This is a genomic window from Xanthomonas sp. NCPPB 4037 (assembly GCF_041475695.2).
In the GTDB taxonomy this organism is placed as follows: Bacteria; Pseudomonadota; Gammaproteobacteria; order Xanthomonadales; family Xanthomonadaceae; genus Xanthomonas; species Xanthomonas campestris.
Map to the genome: position 1 here is coordinate 830,001 of NZ_CM191261.1, position 19,405 is coordinate 849,405.

The window sequence follows — 19,405 nt, forward strand, 5'->3', positions numbered from 1 at the left end:
TGAGTTCAACCAGCGGCTACCGCGCCGCGACCGGTAAACTGGTCATCTAGTTGCAGGCTCGCCAACCAGGGGGCGTCCCAGCATCCGGAGCCGATGCACGTCAGTGGAACCTGAATCGATTTTCGATCGAACTCGAGTAGATGGCTTTCCTCCTGCGCCACGTTGCAGACGTCCCTTATGAAGGACAAGGCCCCCTCATGCACCTGGGCAATCGTTGACCATTGGCTTTGAGAATGTTCGGCGTCTGCGTACCTCGGAATCGGACCTTCGACGCCAGCGGCAAAATAGGCGAACTGTGCAGACGGCGCGGTGAGTAATGTTTCCAGCAGAAGATCGTGGCGCAAAATCGCCGACTGACCTGGATCGCCATCGCTACGGCCATCAAAATAGCGTGCGGCGGCCCAGCTATCCGATCCAACTTTGCTGGCACGATAATTCAATGCAAAGTAGGCGCCTCCCAGTGGTTGGCCAGTCAATCTCGCCAGGTTGGCCTGAATGCTTCCCGAGTAGCCGATGTCCGCGACCATCGTGTTGCTACCGTGTGTCATCGTTTTCCAGTACTCGAGATAGGCCTGCCTTTCAATGGCAGCAAGCGTCAATAGTTCGTCTGATGCCGGCAATAACAAACGGAGTAGCTCGTCGCGCATCTCGGGCAGATAGACATCGCCCTGCATCACCGCTGATCCCAACCGGCTTTCGAGCAGTTCTGCTGCGCGGCGACCCAGGCGGGCGTGTATCAGGCCGTGCAGTGGCCCGGTATATGTACTGTCCAGCAGTTGGGCAAGGTCATCGAAAACATTCAACGACGGGGTGCCGGTGCCGCGTCGCGACGCCAGCAGATAATTTCCCTGAAGATGACTCAATGCGGGGCAGCACTGTTGCAATTGCTGGAATCCCTGCTCAAGCAGGTAGCCCTCCCGGCTCAGAAATAAGATCGTTTCCACCTTGTGCTGCTGCGCAAGGCGGACTAGCCAGGTCAGGTAGTCGAACACCAATGGGCCGAGCACTACATAGCCTAACTGCGCCGGTGATAGTGTCGGTCGCGGGATAAGCAGCTCCGGCTGCCGGTCGACGAGATCGGCGAACCTGTTGGCAAGCAGCCCGAGCCACAACTGGTCCTGCCAGCGTGTCGCTGCACCCTGCGCTGGCCTCAAGGGCCTGAGCGCAGGAACGACCTCCAACAGCGCAGACGGACGCAACACGTGAACCGGCGTCAACAGGTTGTGGTTCAGAGGGCGCTGCACATCGGCATGTTCGTTGTCGCCAATGTGCAGCCATCGCGCCTGCGTTATGTTTTCGATACCTGGCAGGCGGTTCCAGGCACTGTCGTCATCCTTGCGCCAGCCAGTCTCGCAGGAGACATACCATGCGTCGGGGAGCGCAGCGACATCAGAAGGCAGAATGTTTTTTAGCGTCTTGCTGTCCAGATACATGTCCGACAATGCGACCATTCGTATGCCCCGGCGCTTCAACGTTTGCGCCGCCTCGATGACGCCCTTACGAGGCCTCAATAGCCGTTCTTCGACTTCAATTTCCATGGACTGCAGGAGGTCGATGGGAAATTTATCGGCACCGCTCAGCCCCGCCAGCGTGTGATAGATCCCAGGCAGGTCAACGTCCTTGCCAAGGTTATGGCGGGCTTTCGATTCGGCAAGCTCACGGTACTCAGCGAACGTTTCCAAACCCAGCCGGTCAGCCACTAGATGCGCAAGATAGGCCCGGGCTCCCGTGTGAAACAGGAACGGTCGCAGCACCAAGGTGTCGAAAACATCCAGAGAAATCAATTTTGCTTCGATCGCTGAGAGCGTCATGCGTGACGAAATCGGCATGTCCAACGCAGCTTGCCAATTGCGTTCGCCCTCGCTGCTGAGCGCCAGCGTGCCATCCGCAGGCAGGATGCCGTAGCAGTAGTTGTGGCGGTGCGCAGCCACCGCAAACATTCGCTCTATTGCATGGTGCAAGGTGCCATCGATCTGGCCATGTTCAACGGGGAAATCCTTCAGCTCGAGCCCTAGTGAATAGAGCGGTCGCAATGCGTCGACCCTTGCCCAAAGCATTGATCCGGCAGGGAAGTCGATGTAGTCAGTAGGGCTGATATCGAAACCCAACCGTTGGGCCAATTCACGACATGCGCCAAAGTTACTGAGCCAGGTGTGTGCCCACAAGGGCATGCCCGCATGGCTTTCCGGATAGAGGATGCCGAGGCGGGGATTGGCTTGAAACATACCGAGTATCCACGCAATACGCTCCCGACTCCCCAGCAGTGACGACAGCAGATAACGCCGCCACGTGTCCTGCTCCCGGCCTGTATACAGTGACTTTTTTGTGTGCAAATGACCAATCACGTCCAGAGCGAGGATCTGTTCGCGGAACGCCACAAGAAACGGTGCGATATCGCGCCCGCGATTGGGAACGATCTGCAGTTCCAGATGGTTGACATTGGGAAGCCGCGAAAAGCGATCACTTGCTTGCCGCCTTGTCGTGTCATCGACGACGGAGACCAGCAAGTCATAGCTGACAGGCATGTGCTGCAGTGACTGTGCAAATTCCTCGATCAGGTCGGCATAGAACACGTGCACCATCAGACCGACTTTCAGCTGTAGCTGCGCCGGCGGCACTGGCGAATGGAACTCATGCTTTTCGAAAACGGGCCTGGCCGGCTCTTGTCGGCCTCCTGCGGCTTTTACCCGCATCACGAATCCATTGATGCCGAGCGCGCGGATTGCCTTCAATGCACGCACGGCAACCGCCAGCGTTCCAGAAATGCCGCCGCCATGGAGCTGGACCGACCGGCGAGCCGCACCGATCAGCTTGGAGAGACGGCTAGTCATGCCGAGGCCGGGGGGCGCCGAGTCACAGGTTCTGGTAGTTCGGCCCAGAACCACCCTCCGGGGTGACCCAGTTGATGATTTCGTAGGGGTCTTTGATGTCGCAGGTCTTGCAGTGCACGCAGTTGGCGGCGTTGATCTGCAGGCGCTTGCCGGAGGGGCTGGTGGTGTCTGCGACCATTTCGTAGACGTTGGCCGGGCAGAAGCGGGTGCAGGGGTTGTTGTATTCCTCCACACAGCGGGTGGCGCAGATGCTGGTGTCGAGCACCTGCAGATGCACCGGTTGGTCTTCGTCGTGTTCGGTGGCGGCGAAGTAGACCGCCTGCAGCCGGTCGCGTGGGGCGAGTTCGCGCTGGACGTAGCCGCGTTTAGGCTGTTCGTACTCGCCGAGTTTGTGCATGGCCGACCAATCCGGCTTGTTTTTCAGTGTCCACGGCGAGGCGCCTTTGAGCGCGGTTTCCCAGGCGGCATTGAGCATGCCCAGCCACAGGCCCTTCTTGAAGCCGGGCTTGATGTTGCGCACCTGCTTGAGTTCGGCCATGGCGTCAGAGGCGCGCAGCTTGGCGTCGAATCCCTGTGGGGCCAGCTGCGATTGCACCAAGTGCTCGGCGGCCAGCATGCCGCTGCGGATCGCCTGATGGGTGCCCTTGATCTTGGGCACGTTGAGCAGGCCGGCGGTGTCGCCGATCAGCAGCGCACCGGGCATTTCCACCTTGGGCAGCGATTGCCAACCGCCGGTGACGATGGCGCGCGCGCCGGCCGACAGGATGCTGCCGCCCTCCAGCAGGGGCTTGATCAGCGCGTGGTTCTTCCATTGCTGGAAAGCCTCCCACGGCTGGTAGTTGGGGTCGCTGTAGTCCAGCCCGCTGACGTAGCCCAGCGCGATCTGGTTGTTGTCCAGGTGATACAGGAAGCTGCCGCCATAGGTGCGGTTGTCGGCCGGCCAGCCGAGCGTGTGCACGATCTTGCCGGGGCTGACGCGGCCCTCGGGCACCTGCCACAGTTCCTTGATGCCGATCGAATAGCCCTGCGGGTCGACATCGGCAGTCAGGTCGAAGCGCTTGAGCAGGCGCTTGGTGAGATGGCCACGCGCGCCTTCGGCCAGCACGGTGACCTTGGCGCGGATGTCGATACCGGCGGTGTAGCCGGGCTTGTGCGACCCATCCTTGGCCACGCCCATATCGCCGATGCGCACGCCCACTACCTGGCCGCTGTCATCGTGCAGGGTTTCGGCGGCGGCAAAGCCGGGGTAGATCTCCACGCCCAGGGCTTCGGCCTGCGGGGCGAGCCAGGCGCACATGGCGCCCAGGCTGACGATGAAGTTGCCATGGTTGCGCATGCCTGGCGGCACCACCGGGAATTTGCGCGCGCTGTCCTTGCCGAGAAGCCAGAATTCGTCCTCGGTGGCGGCCACGCAGATCGGCGGCGGGTTGTCGCGCCAGCCCGGCAGCAAGGCATCCAGCGGGCCGGGTTCGATCACCGCGCCGGAGAGGATGTGCGCGCCGATGGTGCTAGATTTTTCGATCACGCACACGCTCAACGCGGGGTTGAGCTGTTTGAGCCGGATCGCGAACGACAGCCCGGCCGGACCGGCACCGACGGTGACGACGTCGTACTCCATCATGTCGCGCTCGACCGTCTCTGACGCTTGCGCGCCGATTCCCGCTTCCGACATTGCTCCGCTCCCGTTGGCTCGATGGCTGGGGTGCATTTTCCGGGATTGCATGGGATGGCGGCAAATCGTGTTGATTCATCCGCCGCTGCCGGTGCGCCCGGGCACACGCATGCTAGCGTTTGCGCATGAACATACGCGTTGCACTGCCGGGAGCTCAGGTCCACTGGTGTCGCGGCTGGTTGCAGGCTGCGCACGCCGATGCGCTGATGCAGGCGCTGCTGGACCAGGTGCAGTGGGAGGTCCATCGCATCCGCATGTTCGGGCGGGTGGTGGATTCGCCGCGTCTGAGCAGCTGGATCGGCGATGCGGATGCCAGCTATCGCTACTCGGGCACGCAGTTTGCTCCGCAGCCGTGGCTGGAGGCGCTGCAGCCAGTGCGTACGCGTCTGCAGGATGAGACCGGCTCCCCGTTCAACAGCGTGCTGGTCAACCGCTACCGCAGCGGAGCCGACGCGATGGGCTGGCATAGCGACGACGAGCCGGAGCTGGGCGCGCAACCGGTGATCGCATCGCTAAGCCTGGGCGCGGCGCGGCGGTTCGCCTTCAAGCATCGGCACGATCCGACGCTGAAGCAGACCTTGGAACTCGGCCACGGCGATCTGCTGCTGATGGGCGGCGATACCCAGCGTTACTACAAACACGCCTTGCCGCGCACCGTAAAGCCGGTCGGCGAGCGCATCAATTTGACCTTTCGCCAGATTGCGATGCGCGTGTCCTAGCGACAGGAGCGGCTCACGAAACATGGCGAGCGGTCGCCTTCGATGAGCGCAGTTTTTGTGTCGGCAGCATCTTGCTGGATGCAGTCAGAAGTGAAGGTCGAACGCTGAGTGGGTCGAGGGCGCGGTGCCCTCACCGCTCGCGGGACACGCCGCAAGTACGTCCATGTAGGCTCGGCGGCGGCATCCATGCCGCCACACGGTCCCGCAAGCGGCGAGGACACCGCGCCAGAGAGTTTGTCGGTAGCTGGATGAAAGCCGGTCATCTCGCGACTTGCGTTGGCTTGCGGGCAGAGTTCGCAGAACACGATAGCTGGCGAATTAGAAGTACGTCATGCATTGCTGCAACCGTGCACACCGACCATCTCGATTGGTTCTTGCTCGCCCACTGTCGCGGGACCTTGCGCGGAATGGATGCCGCGTAAGGGCCTACAGGGACGTACTTGCGGCGTGTCCTGCGATGGTGGGCGGGCAATGGCCCTGCAGCCAGACCGCAGCTCAGCCGCTCTGCGGCAGCCCTTAGGCTGGCGCGGACGGCATGTGCCACTCGTGCACTCCGGTTTCCACGCACCATCCGCCCCCACCTAACGACTGCTCGCTAGGTAGTGTTAGCCGCTCCAAGTCTGTCGCTTGCGCTTACAACGCACGCGGCAAAGTCTGGCTGTCCTGCTGACCGGTGATCAGGGTCCAACCCACCAGCTCGCTGGTGACCTGGGTCAGGGCCTGCTCGAACGCGGCCGCAACCGCAGCGGTGTCGGTGCTGCTTGAGGGGCGGGCCACGGTGAACGTACGCGACGCCACCACGCGCTGATCGGAGGAATGCAGCAGCTTGGCGTTGAGCTCGATGGTGGCCGCTGGCAGCGACTGGCCGGCGTAGTCGGACTCGAAGCGGCGCACGTCGATCGCCAGTTTGTAGTCCGAGCGGATCCCGGCGCCGATGCGCGCAACCGCGGCGATCTTGCCGGAGTCTTCGAAGGCGCGGACCACGCTGTCTTCCAGCATGTCGGTGGCCGGTTGCGCCCAGCCGGCGCCGTGATAGACCTGCAATTCGCCCGGGGTCGGGCGCACATTGATGCGCGGGCTGTCGATGATGCGCGCGGCGCTGGGCTTGGCCACCGAGAGCTGCCAGCTCACCTGCGGCCACGCCGGATTGGGCGTGACGCGCACGGTGGGGGCGTAGATCGTGGCCGGTTTCTGGTCGCCACCGGTCAGGACCGAGCAGCCGCCCAGCGCCAGCAACGAGACGCACAGCAGGGGACGCAACAGGCGCATGGCAGTCATTTCGGTTCGAACTCCTTGGGTGCGTCGCGGCCGAGCAGGTAGCGCGCAGGGTTGTTGTCCAGTTTGTCGCTGACCCGGCGCAGATCGCGGATCAGGCCGCGCAAATCGGTGAGTGTGGGGCCCAGCTGGCCCAGGCCGTCGTTGGCAAAACTATTGATGGCCGCGCGGTTCTCGCCAAGGATGTTGTCAGCGTTGCCGGCGGCCGAGTCCAGCTTGACCAGGGTCGCGTCGAGTTTTTCCAGGATGCCGGGCAGCTGCTGCACCAGGTTCTGGTCCAGCCGTTTGATGGTGCCGTTGGTGGTGGTCAGGGTGGTGTCCAGATTGCGCGCGGCATCGCGCGCGCTGACGATCAGCGCCTGCATGCCTTCGTCGCGATCGGCGATGCCGCCGCTGATCTTTTCCAGGTTCTGCAGTGTGGCGGTGATGCTGGCCACGTTCTTGTCCGAGAGCATCTGGTCCATGCGCTCGACGATGCGATTGGCGGTGTCGGTAATGTTCTGCAGTGCCGACGGCGTGGTCTGGATGATCGGCGCGTCGCTCTTGTCGATGGTGGTCAGCGACGGTGCTTCGGGCGTGCCGCCGGAGAGCTGGATGATCGACGGGCCGGTCAGGCTGGTGATGGCCAGCTTGGCGCGGGTGTCGCTCTTGATCGGCGTGGTGGAGTTCACCCGCACATGCGCCACGACTTGGCGCGGGTCGTTCGGCGCCAGCGTCAGTTCGGTGATCGAGCCCACCGCGATGCCGTTGTACTGCACCGGGCTGCCGACCGACAGGCCAGTCACCGCCTCGCGGAACACCACCCGGTATTGCTGCCAGGTGCGGTCGGAGGAGTATTTGGCGGCCCACAGCCCGAACAGCAGCAAGGCCAGGCCGGCCACGATGGTGAAGGCGCCGATCAGGACGTAATTGGCTTTGGTTTCCATGCTCAGGCGGTCTCGGTGGAGGCGGTCTTGGCCTGGCGCGCGGCGCGCGCGCGGGGGCCGTGAAAATATTCCTGGATCCAGGGGTGATCGACCTGTTCGATCTCGGCCAGCGGGGCGTTGGCGATCACCTTGCGATCGGCCAGCACCGCGATGCGGTCGCAGATGGCGTACAGCGTATCCAGGTCGTGGGTAATCAGGAACACGGTCAGGCCCAGGGCCTGCTGCAATGTGCGAATCAGCCGGTCGAAGGCGGCCGCGCCGATTGGATCCAGCCCGGCGGTGGGCTCGTCCAGGAACAGCAGCGGCGGGTCCAGTGCCAGCGCCCGCGCCAGTCCGGCGCGCTTGCGCATGCCGCCGGACAATTGCGAGGGCAGCTTGTCCAGCGCGTCGGCGGGCAGGCCGGCCAGCTTGATCTTCAACAGCGCCAGTTCGAAATACCAGCGCTCGGGGAATTCGCCGTGATGCTCCTTCAGCGGCACCTGCACGTTCTCGCCGACGGTCATCGAGGAAAACAGCGCGCCATCCTGAAACAGCACACCGGTGTTGCGGGTGATGTGCTGGCGATCGACAAAACGGCCCGAGCGCGCATCCGCGCCCAGCACCTGGATGCTGCCGGCGTCGGGTTCGCGCAGGCCCAGGATGCTGCGCATCAACACCGACTTGCCGGTGCCAGAGCCGCCGACCACGCCCAGGATCTCGCCGCGGCGCACGTCCAGGTCGAGCTCTTCGTGGACGACCTGGCTGCCGAACCGGTTGGTCAGCCCACGCACCGAGATCGCCAGCTGGTCGTCGTCGGTTTCGGGTTCGGGAGTGGTGATTTGGGATTCGGGATTGGTCACAGCAGGCCTCTCGCGAGCGCGGAGACGCCCGCGCGTGTGCTTTGCACGAAGCCCGAATCCCCAATGTCGAATCTCGGCCTCATCACCACCCCATCTTCATGAACCACAACGCCGCAATCGCATCGAGGATGATGACCAAGGAAATCGTCTGCACCACCGAAGAAGTGGTGCGTTCGCCCACCGACTGCGCGGTGCCGCTCACCTTCAAACCTTCCAGGCAGCCGATCAGGCCGATCACCAGCGCAAACAGCGGCGCCTTCGACAGGCCGACCAGGAAGTGCCGCAGCTGGATGGTGTCGTGCATGCGTGCCAGATACATCTGCGGCGGAATGTCCAGATCGAACGCGCCCACGGTGACGCCACCGGCCAGGCCGGCGATCATCGCGATGAAGGTCAGCAGCGGCAGGGTGAAGATCAGCGCGAGCAGGCGCGGGATCACCAGCAGATCGATCGGATCCAGGCCCAGGGTGCGGATGGCATCCACTTCCTCGCGGGATTTCATCGCGCCGATTTGCGCGGTGAACGCGCTGGCGGTGCGGCCGGCCAGGACAATGGCGGTGAGCAACACGGCAAATTCGCGCAGGAACGCGATCGACACCAGTTCCACCACATAAATCTCCGCGCCGAAGTCGCGCAGGATCGTCGAGCCCAAAAACGCGATCACCGCGCCCACCAGATAAGACAGCAGCACCACCAGCGGCACCGCATCCAGCCCCACCTGTTCCATGTGGTGCACGGTGGAGGTGAGCCGGAAACGGCGTGGTTCGTGGATCAGTCGCCCGATCTTGACCAGGTTCTCGCCCAGGAAGCTGTTGAGCTCCAGGATGCCCTGGCCCACGCCGTGGGTGGTGCGGCCCAGGCGGTCGAGCGCTGCGACAAAGCCGTAATCGCGCTTGGGCTTGGGGCGCTCGTCGTTGAGCTCCTCGATGGTGCACACCAGTGCCTGGTGCTCGTCGCGGAAATCGATGGCGTCTTCTTTCAGGCCCATGCGGCTGGCAAAGCGCAGCAGCTGCAGCACACCGGCCGAATCCAGTTGCTGGATGCCACGCGCGTCGATGCGGCGCACCCCGTCGGGAACGGCTTGCAGCAGCTCGGCCTGGGGCAGGGCGGTGGCCAGGACCCAACTGCCGGCGAGGCGTACCTCGGCATGGTCCTGCGAGTCTTGTTCGATGCGTGGCGGTTGCGGTTTGATCATGGGCGGCCTGTCCGTGGCGTCAGCATACAGTGGCTGGCGTGAGCGAATGATGGGGAGTGACTGCGCGCATGGCGACAGCCACCGGCGATGGCGACCACGGGCCACGCGTGCTGCGCATACACTGGCGTCCTCGCCCAGGCGCCGCTTCGATCCGACCCGCCACGCATGTCTGCTGCCACCGTTGTTCCATCGTCCGCCGGCGCAACCTACGCGCAACGTGTCGCCTTCGTGTCGGAAATCGCCGGGCGCCTGCATTCCTATGGCACCACCGCGCAGCGGCTGGAGGCGGCGGTGATTGGCCTGTCGCAGAAACTGGGGCTGGATTGCGAGCCCTGGTCCAATCCCACCGGCATCATCCTGAGCTTCAGCGACCCCACCAAGTCGATCGGCTCCAGTGACATCACCCGCGTGATCCGCCTGGCGCCGGGCGAGAACGACCTCTACAAACTCAGCGTCGCCGACTACGTGGCCGACAGCGTCGCCAACGGGCGCATGAGTATTGCCCAGGGGCACACGGCCCTGCGCCGTCTTGACCGCGAGACGGACCGGCGCGGCAAGGCCCTGCAGGTGCTGGCATTCGGCCTGGCCGCGGCCGGGGTGGCCGGGCTGTGGAAGCTGCCGTGGCTGGACATCGCCACCGCTGGGGTGATCGGCATGTCGATCGGGCTGCTCACTCAGTACACCGACAAGCGCCCGGCCACCAAGGAGGCCGGCGAAGCACTGGCCGGGCTGCTGGCCGGCGTGGTCGCTGCGCTGGTGGCCTCGCTGGTCGGCCCGCTCCATCTCAATACAGTGATCATTGCCTCGCTGGTGGTGCTGCTGCCCGGTATGTCGCTGACCAACGCGTTCAACGAGTTGGCCAGCCAGCATTGGGTGTCGGGCACGGCGCGCCTGGCCGGTGCGGTCACCACGGTGCTCAAGCTCACCGTGGGCGCGGTGATTGCGGTGACGTTGACCCAGTTGGTGGGCTTGAACCCGCAGGTCGCCGCGGTGCGCCCACAGGCCGGCTGGGTGGAATGGGCCTCGCTGCTGGTGGCCGCGTACGCGTTCGCGGTGCTGTTCAAGGCCAATCGCCGCGATTATCTGTGGATCATGGCGGCGGCCATGTCCGGGTATGTCATCGCGCGCTATGCAGGGCATGCCTGGGGTGGGCCGGCCGGCGTGTTCGCATCGGCGATGGCATTGACCGCTGCCGGAAATCTGTTTGGACGTGTGGTGCAAAAACCCGGTGCGCTGATCCGGCTGCCGGGCATCATCATGCTGGTGCCCGGTAGCACCAGTTTGCGCGGGTTTTTGACCCTGGTGCAGCAGCAGGACGTCACCGTCGGCCAAGCCGCGCTATTGGCGGTCACCAATATCGTGATGGCTTTGGTGGCCGGATTGCTGTTTGGCAATCTGCTGATCCCGGCCCGCAAGAATTTATGACAGGCCCGAACGGCGCCCAATAAAAAACGCCGGCAGTGCCGGCGTTTTTTATTTGCCTCGAATCACGCAGCCTTGGCTTTCTTGGTCGCGCGCTTGGTGGCAGTTTTGCGCGTGGCCTTCTTGGCGGTGGCCTTCTTTGCCGGTTTTGCGCCGCCGTCCTTCTTGATCAGGAAGTCTTCGACCTTCTTGCCGGCAGCGGTCAATTCAGCCAGCCAGCGCGGCTGCTTGCCGCGGCCGGTCCAGGTTTCCTGTGCATTGGCGGGGTTGCGGTATTTCGGTGCAACCTTGCCCAGCTTGCGTCCGGCACGCGGACCCGGCTTGCCGGCGGCGGCCGGACGGCCCGGGCCGGCACTGGCGGCGGCGCCGAACAATTCTTCAATGGAATAACCCTGGGCTTTCGCGGCGCGGGTCAATTGGGTCCGCACCTTGGCAATCGGCGCGCGCTTGGCGACCACCGTCTGCTGCTTCTTTGCATTCTTGATCAGTGCGCCCAACTGCTTGGCCGACAGGCCGGTGAGATCGATCGACATCACTACTCCGGAAAATGAGAGGGGAATTAAGAGCAACTAACAAAACGGCGACATATTCGAATGGCAGGCGCGGCCTGCCATCGGTTTTCTCTGGAGCGCGTCCATGCGAAATCCTGCGCACCATCCCAAACCGCACGTCACGCTTTGTTAGTTGCTCTCGGAATGCCATTCCGTGGCAGCGCCAGCCATCATAATGACAGAAAACCCATATGACAAATGCGCCGAATTACTTCGGCGCAGTGCGTTCATCCAGCGGGAGGATATTGCCCGGGTTTGATCAGTACCCAAGCCGGGAGAATAACCCGGCCTTATCCAGGTTTTCTGCCGCTTCGGCGGTGCGGGCGCGATATTCAAAAGTCCCGGCCGCCAATCCACGCTCGGACACCACCACGCGGTGCGGAATGCCCAGCAGTTCCATATCGGCAAACATGGCGCCCGGGCGCAGGCCGCGATCGTCCAGCGCCGCGTCGATGCCGGCGGCGATCAATTCCTCCAGCAAGTCACCGGCCGCGGCAGCCACCTGCGCGTCCTGCTTGGGGTTGATCACGCACACCACCACCTTCCACGGCGCCATCGGCGCGGGCCAGACGATGCCGGCGTCGTCGTGGTTCTGTTCGATCGCCGCCGCCACGATGCGCGAGATGCCGATGCCGTAGCAGCCCATCTTCATCACCGCGGCCTTGCCGTTTTCATCCAGCACGGTGGCCTGCAGCGCTTCGGCGTATTTGCTGCCGAGCTGGAACACATGGCCCACCTCGATGCCGCGGGTCAGGCGCAGCTCGCCGCCGTCGCTGGCACGGTCGCCGTCGACGACATTGCGCACGTCGGCCACGGTGTCCGGTTCGGGCAGGTCGCGGCCCCAGTTGACCCCGGTCAGGTGCACGCCTACCGCGTTGGCACCGACCACGAAATCGGCCATGGCCGCGACGTCGCGATCGGCGATGATGCGAATCGGCTGGACCGGCTGCACTGGGCCAAGGAAGCCGGGCTCGCTGCCCAGGTGCTGACGGATCTCGCTTTCATTGGCCAGCCGGTAGTCGGCCATGCCGGCGACCTTGGCCAGCTTGATCTCGTTGACGGCGTGATCGCCACGCACCAGCACCAGCACGAAGCCGGCGGTGGTCATCACCGCGATCGACTTCACCGTGCGCTGCAGCGGCAGGCCCAGCAACTGGGCCACGTCTTCGCAGGTCTTCTGGGTGGGTGTGTCCACGCGCTGCAGGGTCTCGCCGGCAGCCGGGCGCGGTGCGGGCAGGGCGGCGCTGGCGGTTTCCACATTGGCCGCGTAGTCCGAGCCGGTGGAGAACGCCAGCGAGTCCTCGCCCGATTCGGCGATGACATGGAATTCCTGCGAGGCATCACCGCCGATTGCGCCGGAGTCGGCCTGCACCGCGCGGAACTCCAGCCCCAGCCGGGTGAAGATGCGGATGTAGGCGGCCCGCATGTTGTCGTACTCGCGCGCCATGTCCGCATCGGTGAGATGGAACGAATAGGCGTCCTTCATCAGGAACTCGCGTGCACGCATCACGCCGAAACGCGGGCGGATTTCATCGCGGAACTTGGTCTGGATCTGGTAGAAATTCAGCGGCAGCTGCTTGTAGCTGTTGATTTCCTGACGCGCGAACTCGGCCGCGGCTTCTTCGGCGGTCGGGGTGTAGCAGAACTCCTGTTCCTTGCGGTCCTTGATCTTCAGCAATTGCCCGCCGAACTTTTCCCAGCGGCCGGTCGCGTCCCACAGCTCGCGCGGCTGGATGGTGGGGAACAGCACTTCCACCGCCCCGGCGCGGTTCATTTCCTCGCGCACGATGGCCTCGACCTTGCGCAGCACGCGCAAGCCCAGCGGCGACCAGGTGTACAGCCCGGAGGCCAGCTTGCGGATCATGCCCGCGCGCAGCATCAGACGGTGGCTGACCAGCTCGGCGTCGGCCGGGGTTTCCTTGGTGGTGTGCAGGTGGAACTGGGAAAGACGCATCGGGCTTCGCTTGAGGCGGAAAGCCGATAGTTTGCCAGTGTCGTGCCCTGCAGGTCATCGGCGATGACCCGGCGGCGCGTTGCGTGCACCGGCGCTTGGCCGGTGCGCAGTGCTCAGGTGGTTGGGCCGCCGGCCGGTGCAGGCTTGCAATAGGCCTTGGCGGCGGCCTCGGCCAGATTGCGCTGCGCGGCGCGCGTTTCCGGGTCCAGCGGGGTGCCAGGCTTGCCGTCGCCGGCGCCCATGGTCACTTCGCCCTTGCCGCTGAGCAGCTCCAGATTGCGGCGTGCGGTGAGGCAGTCGGCCGATTCGGGCGCAGCCGTTTCCGGGGCGGCGATGGCGGCGGTGCCGCTGCGCGCGTCGATCCGGCGCGACTCGTAGCGTTGGCCGGTCGGGGGCGGGGTCTCGGTGTAGTGGGTCACGCCCTTGGCGTCCTTCCACTTGTATAGATCGGTGGCGCCGGCGGCGGCGCTGACCAGCATCAACAGGGCGCAGAGCCCGGACGACAGGTGCATGAGGCTTCCCCTAGATGATTCCCGCGGCGATTGCAGCATTCAGCGACCGCCGTGGCAAGTGATCGATGGGCCGGCAGGGCGCATCAGGCCGGGCTGCGCTACCGCCGGACGGACCTCAGGCCCTACACTTGCCGGATGGATGAAATGAGACCGCCCCCGCGTTCGCGCACGATCTACCTGCTGCCGAACCTGTTCACCACCGCCGGGTTGTTCTCCGGCTTCTACGCCATCATTGCTGCCGCCAACGGCCAGTTCGTGCAGGCCAGCATGGCGGTGTTCGTGGCCGCGGTGATGGACGGGCTGGATGGCCGCGTGGCGCGCCTGACCAACACCAGCAGCGAATTCGGCGTGCAATACGACTCGCTGGCCGACCTGGTCAGCTTCGGCATGGCGCCGGCGCTGGTGATGTATCACTGGTCGCTGTCGGCGCTGAAGTTCGACAGCAGCGTGATGGGCCGGGTCGGCTGGTCGGCGGCGTTTCTGTATGCGGCCTGCGCCGCGCTGCGGCTGGCGCGCTTCAACACCCAGGTCGGTGTGGTCGACAAGCGCTGGTTCATCGGCCTGGCCAGCCCGGCCGCGGCCGGCTTGATGATGTCCTTCGTATGGGCCTTCGCCGACGACAGCCTGGGCCTGGATGGCGAGCAGCTGCGCTATGTGGCGCTGGGCGTCACGGTGGTGTCGGCGTTGCTGATGGTCAGCCGGATCCGGTTCTGGAGCTTCAAGGGCGGCGAACGCGGCCCGCGTGCGGACCGGGTGCCGTTCCTGGCGCTGGCGATCGCGGCGGTGGTCATCGCGCTGCTGGTCATCGACCCGGCACGCTCGCTGCTGGTGATCGGCGTGCTGTACGCCTTGTCCGGCCCGGTGATGTGGCTGTGGCGGCGCGGACGCAGGACGCCCGAGCTGCCATGAGCGAGATGGCCGTCGCGCCGGTGTGGTCGGACCTGCAGGTGAGCTGCCTGCAGGCGATGGGCCACACCGTGTATCTGGACCGCGACACGGTGGAGGCCGAGCCGGCGCCTGCCGTGGCCGAGGCGCCGGCACCGGTGCGAGAACCTGCGCGCCCACAACACGCCGCGCCTGCGCCCAGCGCAGCACCTGCCGCACGCCGCAGCGCACCGGCTGCACCGTCCGAGCCACCTGCTGATGTCAGCGTTCGTCCGTCCGCGCCTGCCACACCGCGGCGTGGCCGTGTGGGCATGCCCGACAGATTGCAGATTGCCTTGTTGCGTGCATCCGGCTGCAATCCCGGCGATCCGCAGACCCAGGCGTTGATGGCCTCGTGGCCGCTGGCCGAATTGCGCGGCAACCCGGCCGCCAAGCGCGCGCTGTGGCCGCAGCTGCGCGCCCTGCGCCGGCGCCAGGGCCCGGCGTGAGCGCCATGAACGCGCCGATGCCCACAGCCCTGCGCGCCATGCGTGAGAGCGACCTGGACGCGGTGATGGACATCGAGCGCCGCGCGTATCCGTTTCCGTGGACGCGCAGCATTTTTCGCGATTGCCTGCAGGCCGGCTACCCGGGCTGGGTGATGGAGCAGGCCGGGCAGATCATTGGCTACGGCGTGATCAGCATTGCTGCCGACGAGGCGCATGTGCTCAACGTCTGCATTGCACCGGAAGCACAGTCGCAAGGACACGGCCGTGTGTTGCTGCGCGCGCTGATCAAGGCGGCCTGCGACCGCGGCGCGCGGCGCGCGTTTCTGGAAGTGCGCCCGTCCAATCCGTCGGCGATTGCCTTGTACCACTCCGAAGGGTTCAACGAGATCGGGCGACGTCCGCGCTACTACCCCGCGCACACCGGGCGCGAAGATGCCCTGGTGATGGCGATCGAGTTGTTCTTCGAAGGCATCTCCTGACCGATCGTGTGGCGCGCAGACTCTGCGACGCCCTAGTGTGACTGACTGATTGAAAGCTGGCCGCGCGGTTGCGTGTGCGTTGACGCTCGGCACCGTCATTGAACGTGCATGCAGGTGTACGCGCTTGCGCGGCATGCGTGTGTGCATGCGTCACAGCGGACGCTGCGAACGCAACATGCACGCGGCCACTTCTGCTCATCATGCGACGCACGCCTGATTGATGCGCCGCGGTATTGGAGGTGTGTGCGCATGATCGATCACTGCGCTGCACATCGCACAGAAGTGCACGTCACCGGTACGCGTATTGCTGCGTTTGTGCGGTCTCCAGCGCTCAGTGATGTGTCCTGATCGCTCTGCTTGATGTGCCCTCTCACATGCGCGATCACACATCGTGCTTGCGCTGCTGCACGCCACCACGCGCTGCACGTCATGTTGCATTGCAGTGTCCTCGCTGCTGTCTCTGCGTGTCTGCGTCATCGCGTTTTGTCTTCTCTTGAATGTCCCGCAAGCGTTTGCGTGACTGCGCGTGCACATCGACACATCGCCTAGATACAACCGATTGCGATGCTCCTAGTATCCGTGTCGCGGAAACTGAAAAGTACACAGCTGAAAAGTATGTTCCGCGCGCTCTAGTCGAGCGATGTGCCGCTGCGCGGTGCGTCGAACTTATCCGAGGGAGACATCAAGATGAAGCCGAAATTCTCAACGGCGGCCGCCGCGTCGCTGTTTGTCGGGTCGTTGCTGGTGATTGGCGTTGCCAGCGCCGATCCTGCACTGGAAGTTGCCACGACAGGCTGGGCCACGCAGAACGGTGGCACCAAGGGCGGCTCCAAAGCCGCGGCCGCCAATATCTATACGGTCAAGAGCGCTGCCGAGCTGAAAGCTGCGTTGAAAGCCAGCGTGGGTAGCAACGGACGCATCATCAAGATCAGCGGCGTGATCGACGTCAGCGAAGGCAAGGCCTACAGCACCACGGCCGACATGAAGAGCCGCGCGCGTCTGGACATCCCCACCAAGACCACCTTGATCGGCATCACCAGTAACGCGGAAATCCGCGAAGGCTACATGTACGTCAAGGCGAACGACGTCATCATCCGCAACATCACCATCGAAAATCCGTGGGATCCGCAGCCGGTCTGGGATCCGGACGATGGCAGCGCGGGCAACTGGAACTCCGAGTACGACGGGTTGACCGTGGAAGGCGCCAGCAACGTGTGGGTGGACCACGTGACCTTCACCGATGGCCGCCGTACCGATGACCAGAACGGCACCGCCAACGGCCGCCCGAAGCAACACCACGATGGTGCGATGGACGTCAAGAAAGGCGCCAACTACGTGACCATTTCGTACTCGGTGTTCAAGCTGCACGAGAAGAACGATTTGATCGGCTCCAGCGACAGCGCCTCCAGCACCGACAGCGGCAAGCTCAAGGTGACCATCCACAACACCATGTTCCAGGACATCTCCGCACGTGCGCCGCGTGTGCGCTTCGGTCAGGTGCACCTGTACAACAACTACCACGTCGGCAGCACCAGCAATAAGGTGTATCCGTTCTCGCATGCGCATGGTGTCGGCAAGGAATCGAAGATCTTTTCCGAGCGCAACGCATTCGAAATCAGCGGCGTGAGCAGCTGCGACAAGATCGCTGCCGACTACGGCGGCAGCGTGTACCGCGATCAGGGCTCGTTGCTCAACGGCAAGGCGCTGTCGTGCTCGTGGAATACCAACATCGGTTGGACGCCGCCGTACACCTACAACCTGCTGTCGGCCGACAAGGTCGCCGCTGACGTCAAGGCAAAAGCAGGTGCCGGAAAGCTGTAAGCGTTCCCACGTGCAGTGCCCGGCAACGGGCACTGCCGTGATGGGTTGCAGCTATGCCGAGGGTGCACGTGCAGCATAGCGAAAATATACGTTTCAATAATTTACATAACCGATAGCATCGGTCGTGTCCGCTAGGGGACTGGCCGATTCGGCCTGGGCGGATGCAGTGCTGTCACGGGGAGCGCGTCGCGCATGCGACGTGTCATTGCATCACTCATTCAAGAGAATTCAACACCATGTCGAATGCATCGACAGTTGTGGGTCGTACGGTTGTGGGCGTCGTTCTGGGCGCTGCGTTGTTGTCGGGCACCGCGTATGCGGCAGACCCTGCACTGGAAGTGGCCACCACCGGCTGGGCCACCCAGAACGGCGGCACCAAGGGCGGCTCCAAGGCGGCGGCAGACATTTACACCGTCACCAACGCGGCCCAGCTCAAGGCGGCCTTGAAGGCCAAGGCCGGCAGCAACGGCCGCATCATCAAGATCAAGGGTGTCATCGACATCAGCGAAGGCAAGGCCTACACCAAGACCTCGGACATGAAGAGCCGTGGCCGCCTGGATGTGCCGACCAAGACCAGCCTGATCGGCGTCGGCACCAATGCCGAAATCCGCGAAGGCTTTTTCTACGTCAAGGCCAACGACGTCATCGTGCGCAATCTCACCATCGAGAATCCGTGGGATCCGGAGCCGGTGTGGGATGCCGACGACGGCGATGCAGGCAACTGGAATTCCGAGTACGACGGCCTCACCGTGGAAGGCGCCAGCAACGTGTGGGTGGACCATGTGACCTTCACCGACGGCCGTCGCACTGATGACCAGAACGGCACCGCCAACGGCCGCCCCAAGCAGCATCATGATGGTGCGATGGACGTCAAGAAGGGCGCCAACTACGTGACCATTTCGTATTCGGTGTTCAAGTCGCACGAGAAGAACAGCTTGATCGGCTCCAGCGACAGCGCATCGAGCACCGACTCCGGCAAGCTCAAGGTCACCATCCACAACACCTTGTTCCAAGACATTGCCGCACGTGCGCCGCGCGTACGCTTCGGCCAGGTGCATCTGTACAACAACTACCACCTCGGCAGCACCAGCAATAAGGTGTACCCGTTCTCGCATGCGCATGGCGTGGCCAAGGAGTCGAAGATCTTCTCCGAGAACAATGCCTTCGACATCAGCGGCGTGAGCAGCTGCACCAAGATTGCTGGCGACTACAAGGGCAGCGTGTACCGCGACCAGGGCTCGTTGATCAACGGCAAGGCACTGACCTGCAGCTGGAACAGCAACATCGGCTGGAAGCCGCCGTATACCTACAACATCCTGCCGGCCAACAAGGTGGCAGCGGACGTCAAGGCCAAGGCTGGCGCCGGCAAGCTGTAACGCCGAGCGCATCCTGCACCGCTGCGTCATGCAGCGGTGCGGACGCAGCACACAGCGCCTGCAGCGATGCAGGCGTTGTGCGTTGTGTGCAATGGCGTGTTTGCTGTGCTGATGGCTCGCGCGAGACGCCGCGCAGCGTGGGTAACAAAGCCGCCCCGGATTCTTGTTTAACAACGCGCACGGCCTGGCGATTCAGTTGGCGCTGTTGTCGGAGCGCCACGTGTTCCGGATCGGCGGGACCCGTGATTGCAAGGATGGAGTGCAGGGCATCGGCGGTCGCACCGATCTCGATCGCGTGGAGCAGATCAACGGCGCGCCGATGGTGTGCATGCTCACTACCGCGATCGGCTGAAGCCGCGTGAGGCTTACAGCCGGTTGCGGACCGCGGCCGTGGCTGCGGCTGTGCTGGCGGATAGGAGAGCCGGAGTGCTTTAACCGGTAAATGCCGCAGCCGAATGGC

Annotated in this window: 17 protein-coding genes and 1 other RNA gene; 9 read left to right on the forward strand and 9 right to left on the reverse strand. The window is 64.0% G+C overall.

What is annotated here, in order from left to right; genetic code table 11:
• Positions 1 to 5: 5 nt before the first annotated feature.
• Complete coding sequence (locus tag ACCQ01_RS03715) at positions 6 to 2,831, reverse strand: rhamnan synthesis F family protein (RefSeq protein ID WP_228431495.1); 2,826 nt, start codon at positions 2,829 to 2,831, stop codon at positions 6 to 8.
• Between the two features lie 22 nt (positions 2,832 to 2,853).
• The gene (locus ACCQ01_RS03720; RefSeq protein WP_228431496.1) at positions 2,854 to 4,503 is read right to left on the reverse strand and encodes an electron transfer flavoprotein-ubiquinone oxidoreductase; all 1,650 of its coding nucleotides are present in this window, start codon (positions 4,501 to 4,503) and stop codon (positions 2,854 to 2,856) included.
• Between the two features lie 125 nt (positions 4,504 to 4,628).
• On the opposite strand from ACCQ01_RS03720, the gene ACCQ01_RS03725 reads away from it, so the two are divergent.
• Positions 4,629 to 5,222: an alpha-ketoglutarate-dependent dioxygenase AlkB family protein gene (locus ACCQ01_RS03725; protein WP_228431497.1), complete on the forward strand. Its 594-nt coding sequence runs from the start codon at positions 4,629 to 4,631 to the stop codon at positions 5,220 to 5,222.
• Between the two features lie 535 nt (positions 5,223 to 5,757).
• Positions 5,758 to 5,833, forward strand: a non-coding RNA gene (locus ACCQ01_RS03730) — sX9 sRNA.
• Positions 5,834 to 5,855: 22 nt separating this feature from the next.
• Here ACCQ01_RS03730 and ACCQ01_RS03735 read toward each other — a convergent pair.
• From ACCQ01_RS03735 to ACCQ01_RS03750, 4 genes are all read right to left on the reverse strand, one after another.
• Positions 5,856 to 6,500, reverse strand: a complete 645-nt coding sequence (locus tag ACCQ01_RS03735) for an ABC-type transport auxiliary lipoprotein family protein (protein ID WP_115576465.1) — start codon at positions 6,498 to 6,500, stop codon at positions 5,856 to 5,858.
• The gene (locus tag ACCQ01_RS03740; RefSeq protein ID WP_228431498.1) at positions 6,497 to 7,423 is read right to left on the reverse strand and encodes an MlaD family protein; all 927 of its coding nucleotides are present in this window, start codon (positions 7,421 to 7,423) and stop codon (positions 6,497 to 6,499) included. Before ACCQ01_RS03740 ends, ACCQ01_RS03735 begins: the two co-directional genes overlap by 4 nt.
• Positions 7,424 to 7,425: 2 nt before the next feature.
• Positions 7,426 to 8,262 carry an ABC transporter ATP-binding protein gene (locus tag ACCQ01_RS03745; protein WP_076036444.1) on the reverse strand — a complete coding sequence of 279 codons (837 nt, stop codon included), beginning with the start codon at positions 8,260 to 8,262 and terminating at the stop codon, positions 7,426 to 7,428.
• Between the two features lie 82 nt (positions 8,263 to 8,344).
• Positions 8,345 to 9,457, reverse strand: a complete 1,113-nt coding sequence (locus ACCQ01_RS03750) for an MlaE family ABC transporter permease (RefSeq protein WP_103702055.1) — start codon at positions 9,455 to 9,457, stop codon at positions 8,345 to 8,347.
• 165 nt (positions 9,458 to 9,622) lie between these two features.
• Here ACCQ01_RS03750 and ACCQ01_RS03755 point away from each other — a divergent pair, with 165 nt between their 5' ends.
• On the forward strand, positions 9,623 to 10,882 hold the full coding sequence (locus ACCQ01_RS03755; RefSeq protein ID WP_228431499.1) for a threonine/serine exporter family protein: 1,260 nt from the start codon (positions 9,623 to 9,625) through the stop codon (positions 10,880 to 10,882).
• 62 nt (positions 10,883 to 10,944) lie between these two features.
• Here the strand turns inward: ACCQ01_RS03755 and ACCQ01_RS03760 are convergent, their stop codons facing one another.
• From ACCQ01_RS03760 to ACCQ01_RS03770, 3 genes are all read right to left on the reverse strand, one after another.
• Positions 10,945 to 11,412, reverse strand: a complete 468-nt coding sequence (locus ACCQ01_RS03760; RefSeq protein ID WP_011035880.1) for an H-NS histone family protein — start codon at positions 11,410 to 11,412, stop codon at positions 10,945 to 10,947.
• A gap of 277 nt (positions 11,413 to 11,689) precedes the next feature.
• Positions 11,690 to 13,384: a proline--tRNA ligase gene (locus ACCQ01_RS03765; protein ID WP_228431500.1), complete on the reverse strand. Its 1,695-nt coding sequence runs from the start codon at positions 13,382 to 13,384 to the stop codon at positions 11,690 to 11,692.
• Between the two features lie 113 nt (positions 13,385 to 13,497).
• Positions 13,498 to 13,896 (reverse strand): DUF4124 domain-containing protein, encoded by a 399-nt coding sequence (locus tag ACCQ01_RS03770; RefSeq protein WP_161963211.1) that lies wholly within the window; start codon positions 13,894 to 13,896, stop codon positions 13,498 to 13,500.
• 135 nt (positions 13,897 to 14,031) lie between these two features.
• On the opposite strand from ACCQ01_RS03770, the gene pssA reads away from it, so the two are divergent.
• The 6 genes from pssA (at position 14,032) to ACCQ01_RS03800 (ending at position 19,297) form a co-directional block, all read left to right on the forward strand.
• Positions 14,032 to 14,805, forward strand: coding sequence for a CDP-diacylglycerol--serine O-phosphatidyltransferase (pssA, locus tag ACCQ01_RS03775; protein WP_042596438.1), 774 nt, complete (start codon positions 14,032 to 14,034; stop codon positions 14,803 to 14,805).
• Positions 14,802 to 15,269 carry an alanine acetyltransferase gene (locus ACCQ01_RS03780; RefSeq protein WP_228431501.1) on the forward strand — a complete coding sequence of 156 codons (468 nt, stop codon included), beginning with the start codon at positions 14,802 to 14,804 and terminating at the stop codon, positions 15,267 to 15,269. Before pssA ends, ACCQ01_RS03780 begins: the two co-directional genes overlap by 4 nt.
• Positions 15,266 to 15,748 (forward strand): ribosomal protein S18-alanine N-acetyltransferase, encoded by a 483-nt coding sequence (rimI, locus tag ACCQ01_RS03785; RefSeq protein WP_042596436.1) that lies wholly within the window; start codon positions 15,266 to 15,268, stop codon positions 15,746 to 15,748. The genes ACCQ01_RS03780 and rimI overlap by 4 nt, the downstream gene beginning before the upstream one ends.
• Before the next feature lie 687 nt (positions 15,749 to 16,435).
• The gene (locus ACCQ01_RS03790) at positions 16,436 to 17,569 is read left to right on the forward strand and encodes a pectate lyase family protein (protein ID WP_228431502.1); all 1,134 of its coding nucleotides are present in this window, start codon (positions 16,436 to 16,438) and stop codon (positions 17,567 to 17,569) included.
• 236 nt (positions 17,570 to 17,805) lie between these two features.
• Positions 17,806 to 18,945: a pectate lyase family protein gene (locus ACCQ01_RS03795; protein WP_228431503.1), complete on the forward strand. Its 1,140-nt coding sequence runs from the start codon at positions 17,806 to 17,808 to the stop codon at positions 18,943 to 18,945.
• A gap of 196 nt (positions 18,946 to 19,141) precedes the next feature.
• On the forward strand, positions 19,142 to 19,297 hold the full coding sequence (locus tag ACCQ01_RS03800; RefSeq protein ID WP_228431504.1) for a hypothetical protein: 156 nt from the start codon (positions 19,142 to 19,144) through the stop codon (positions 19,295 to 19,297).
• Positions 19,298 to 19,405 lie beyond the last annotated feature (108 nt).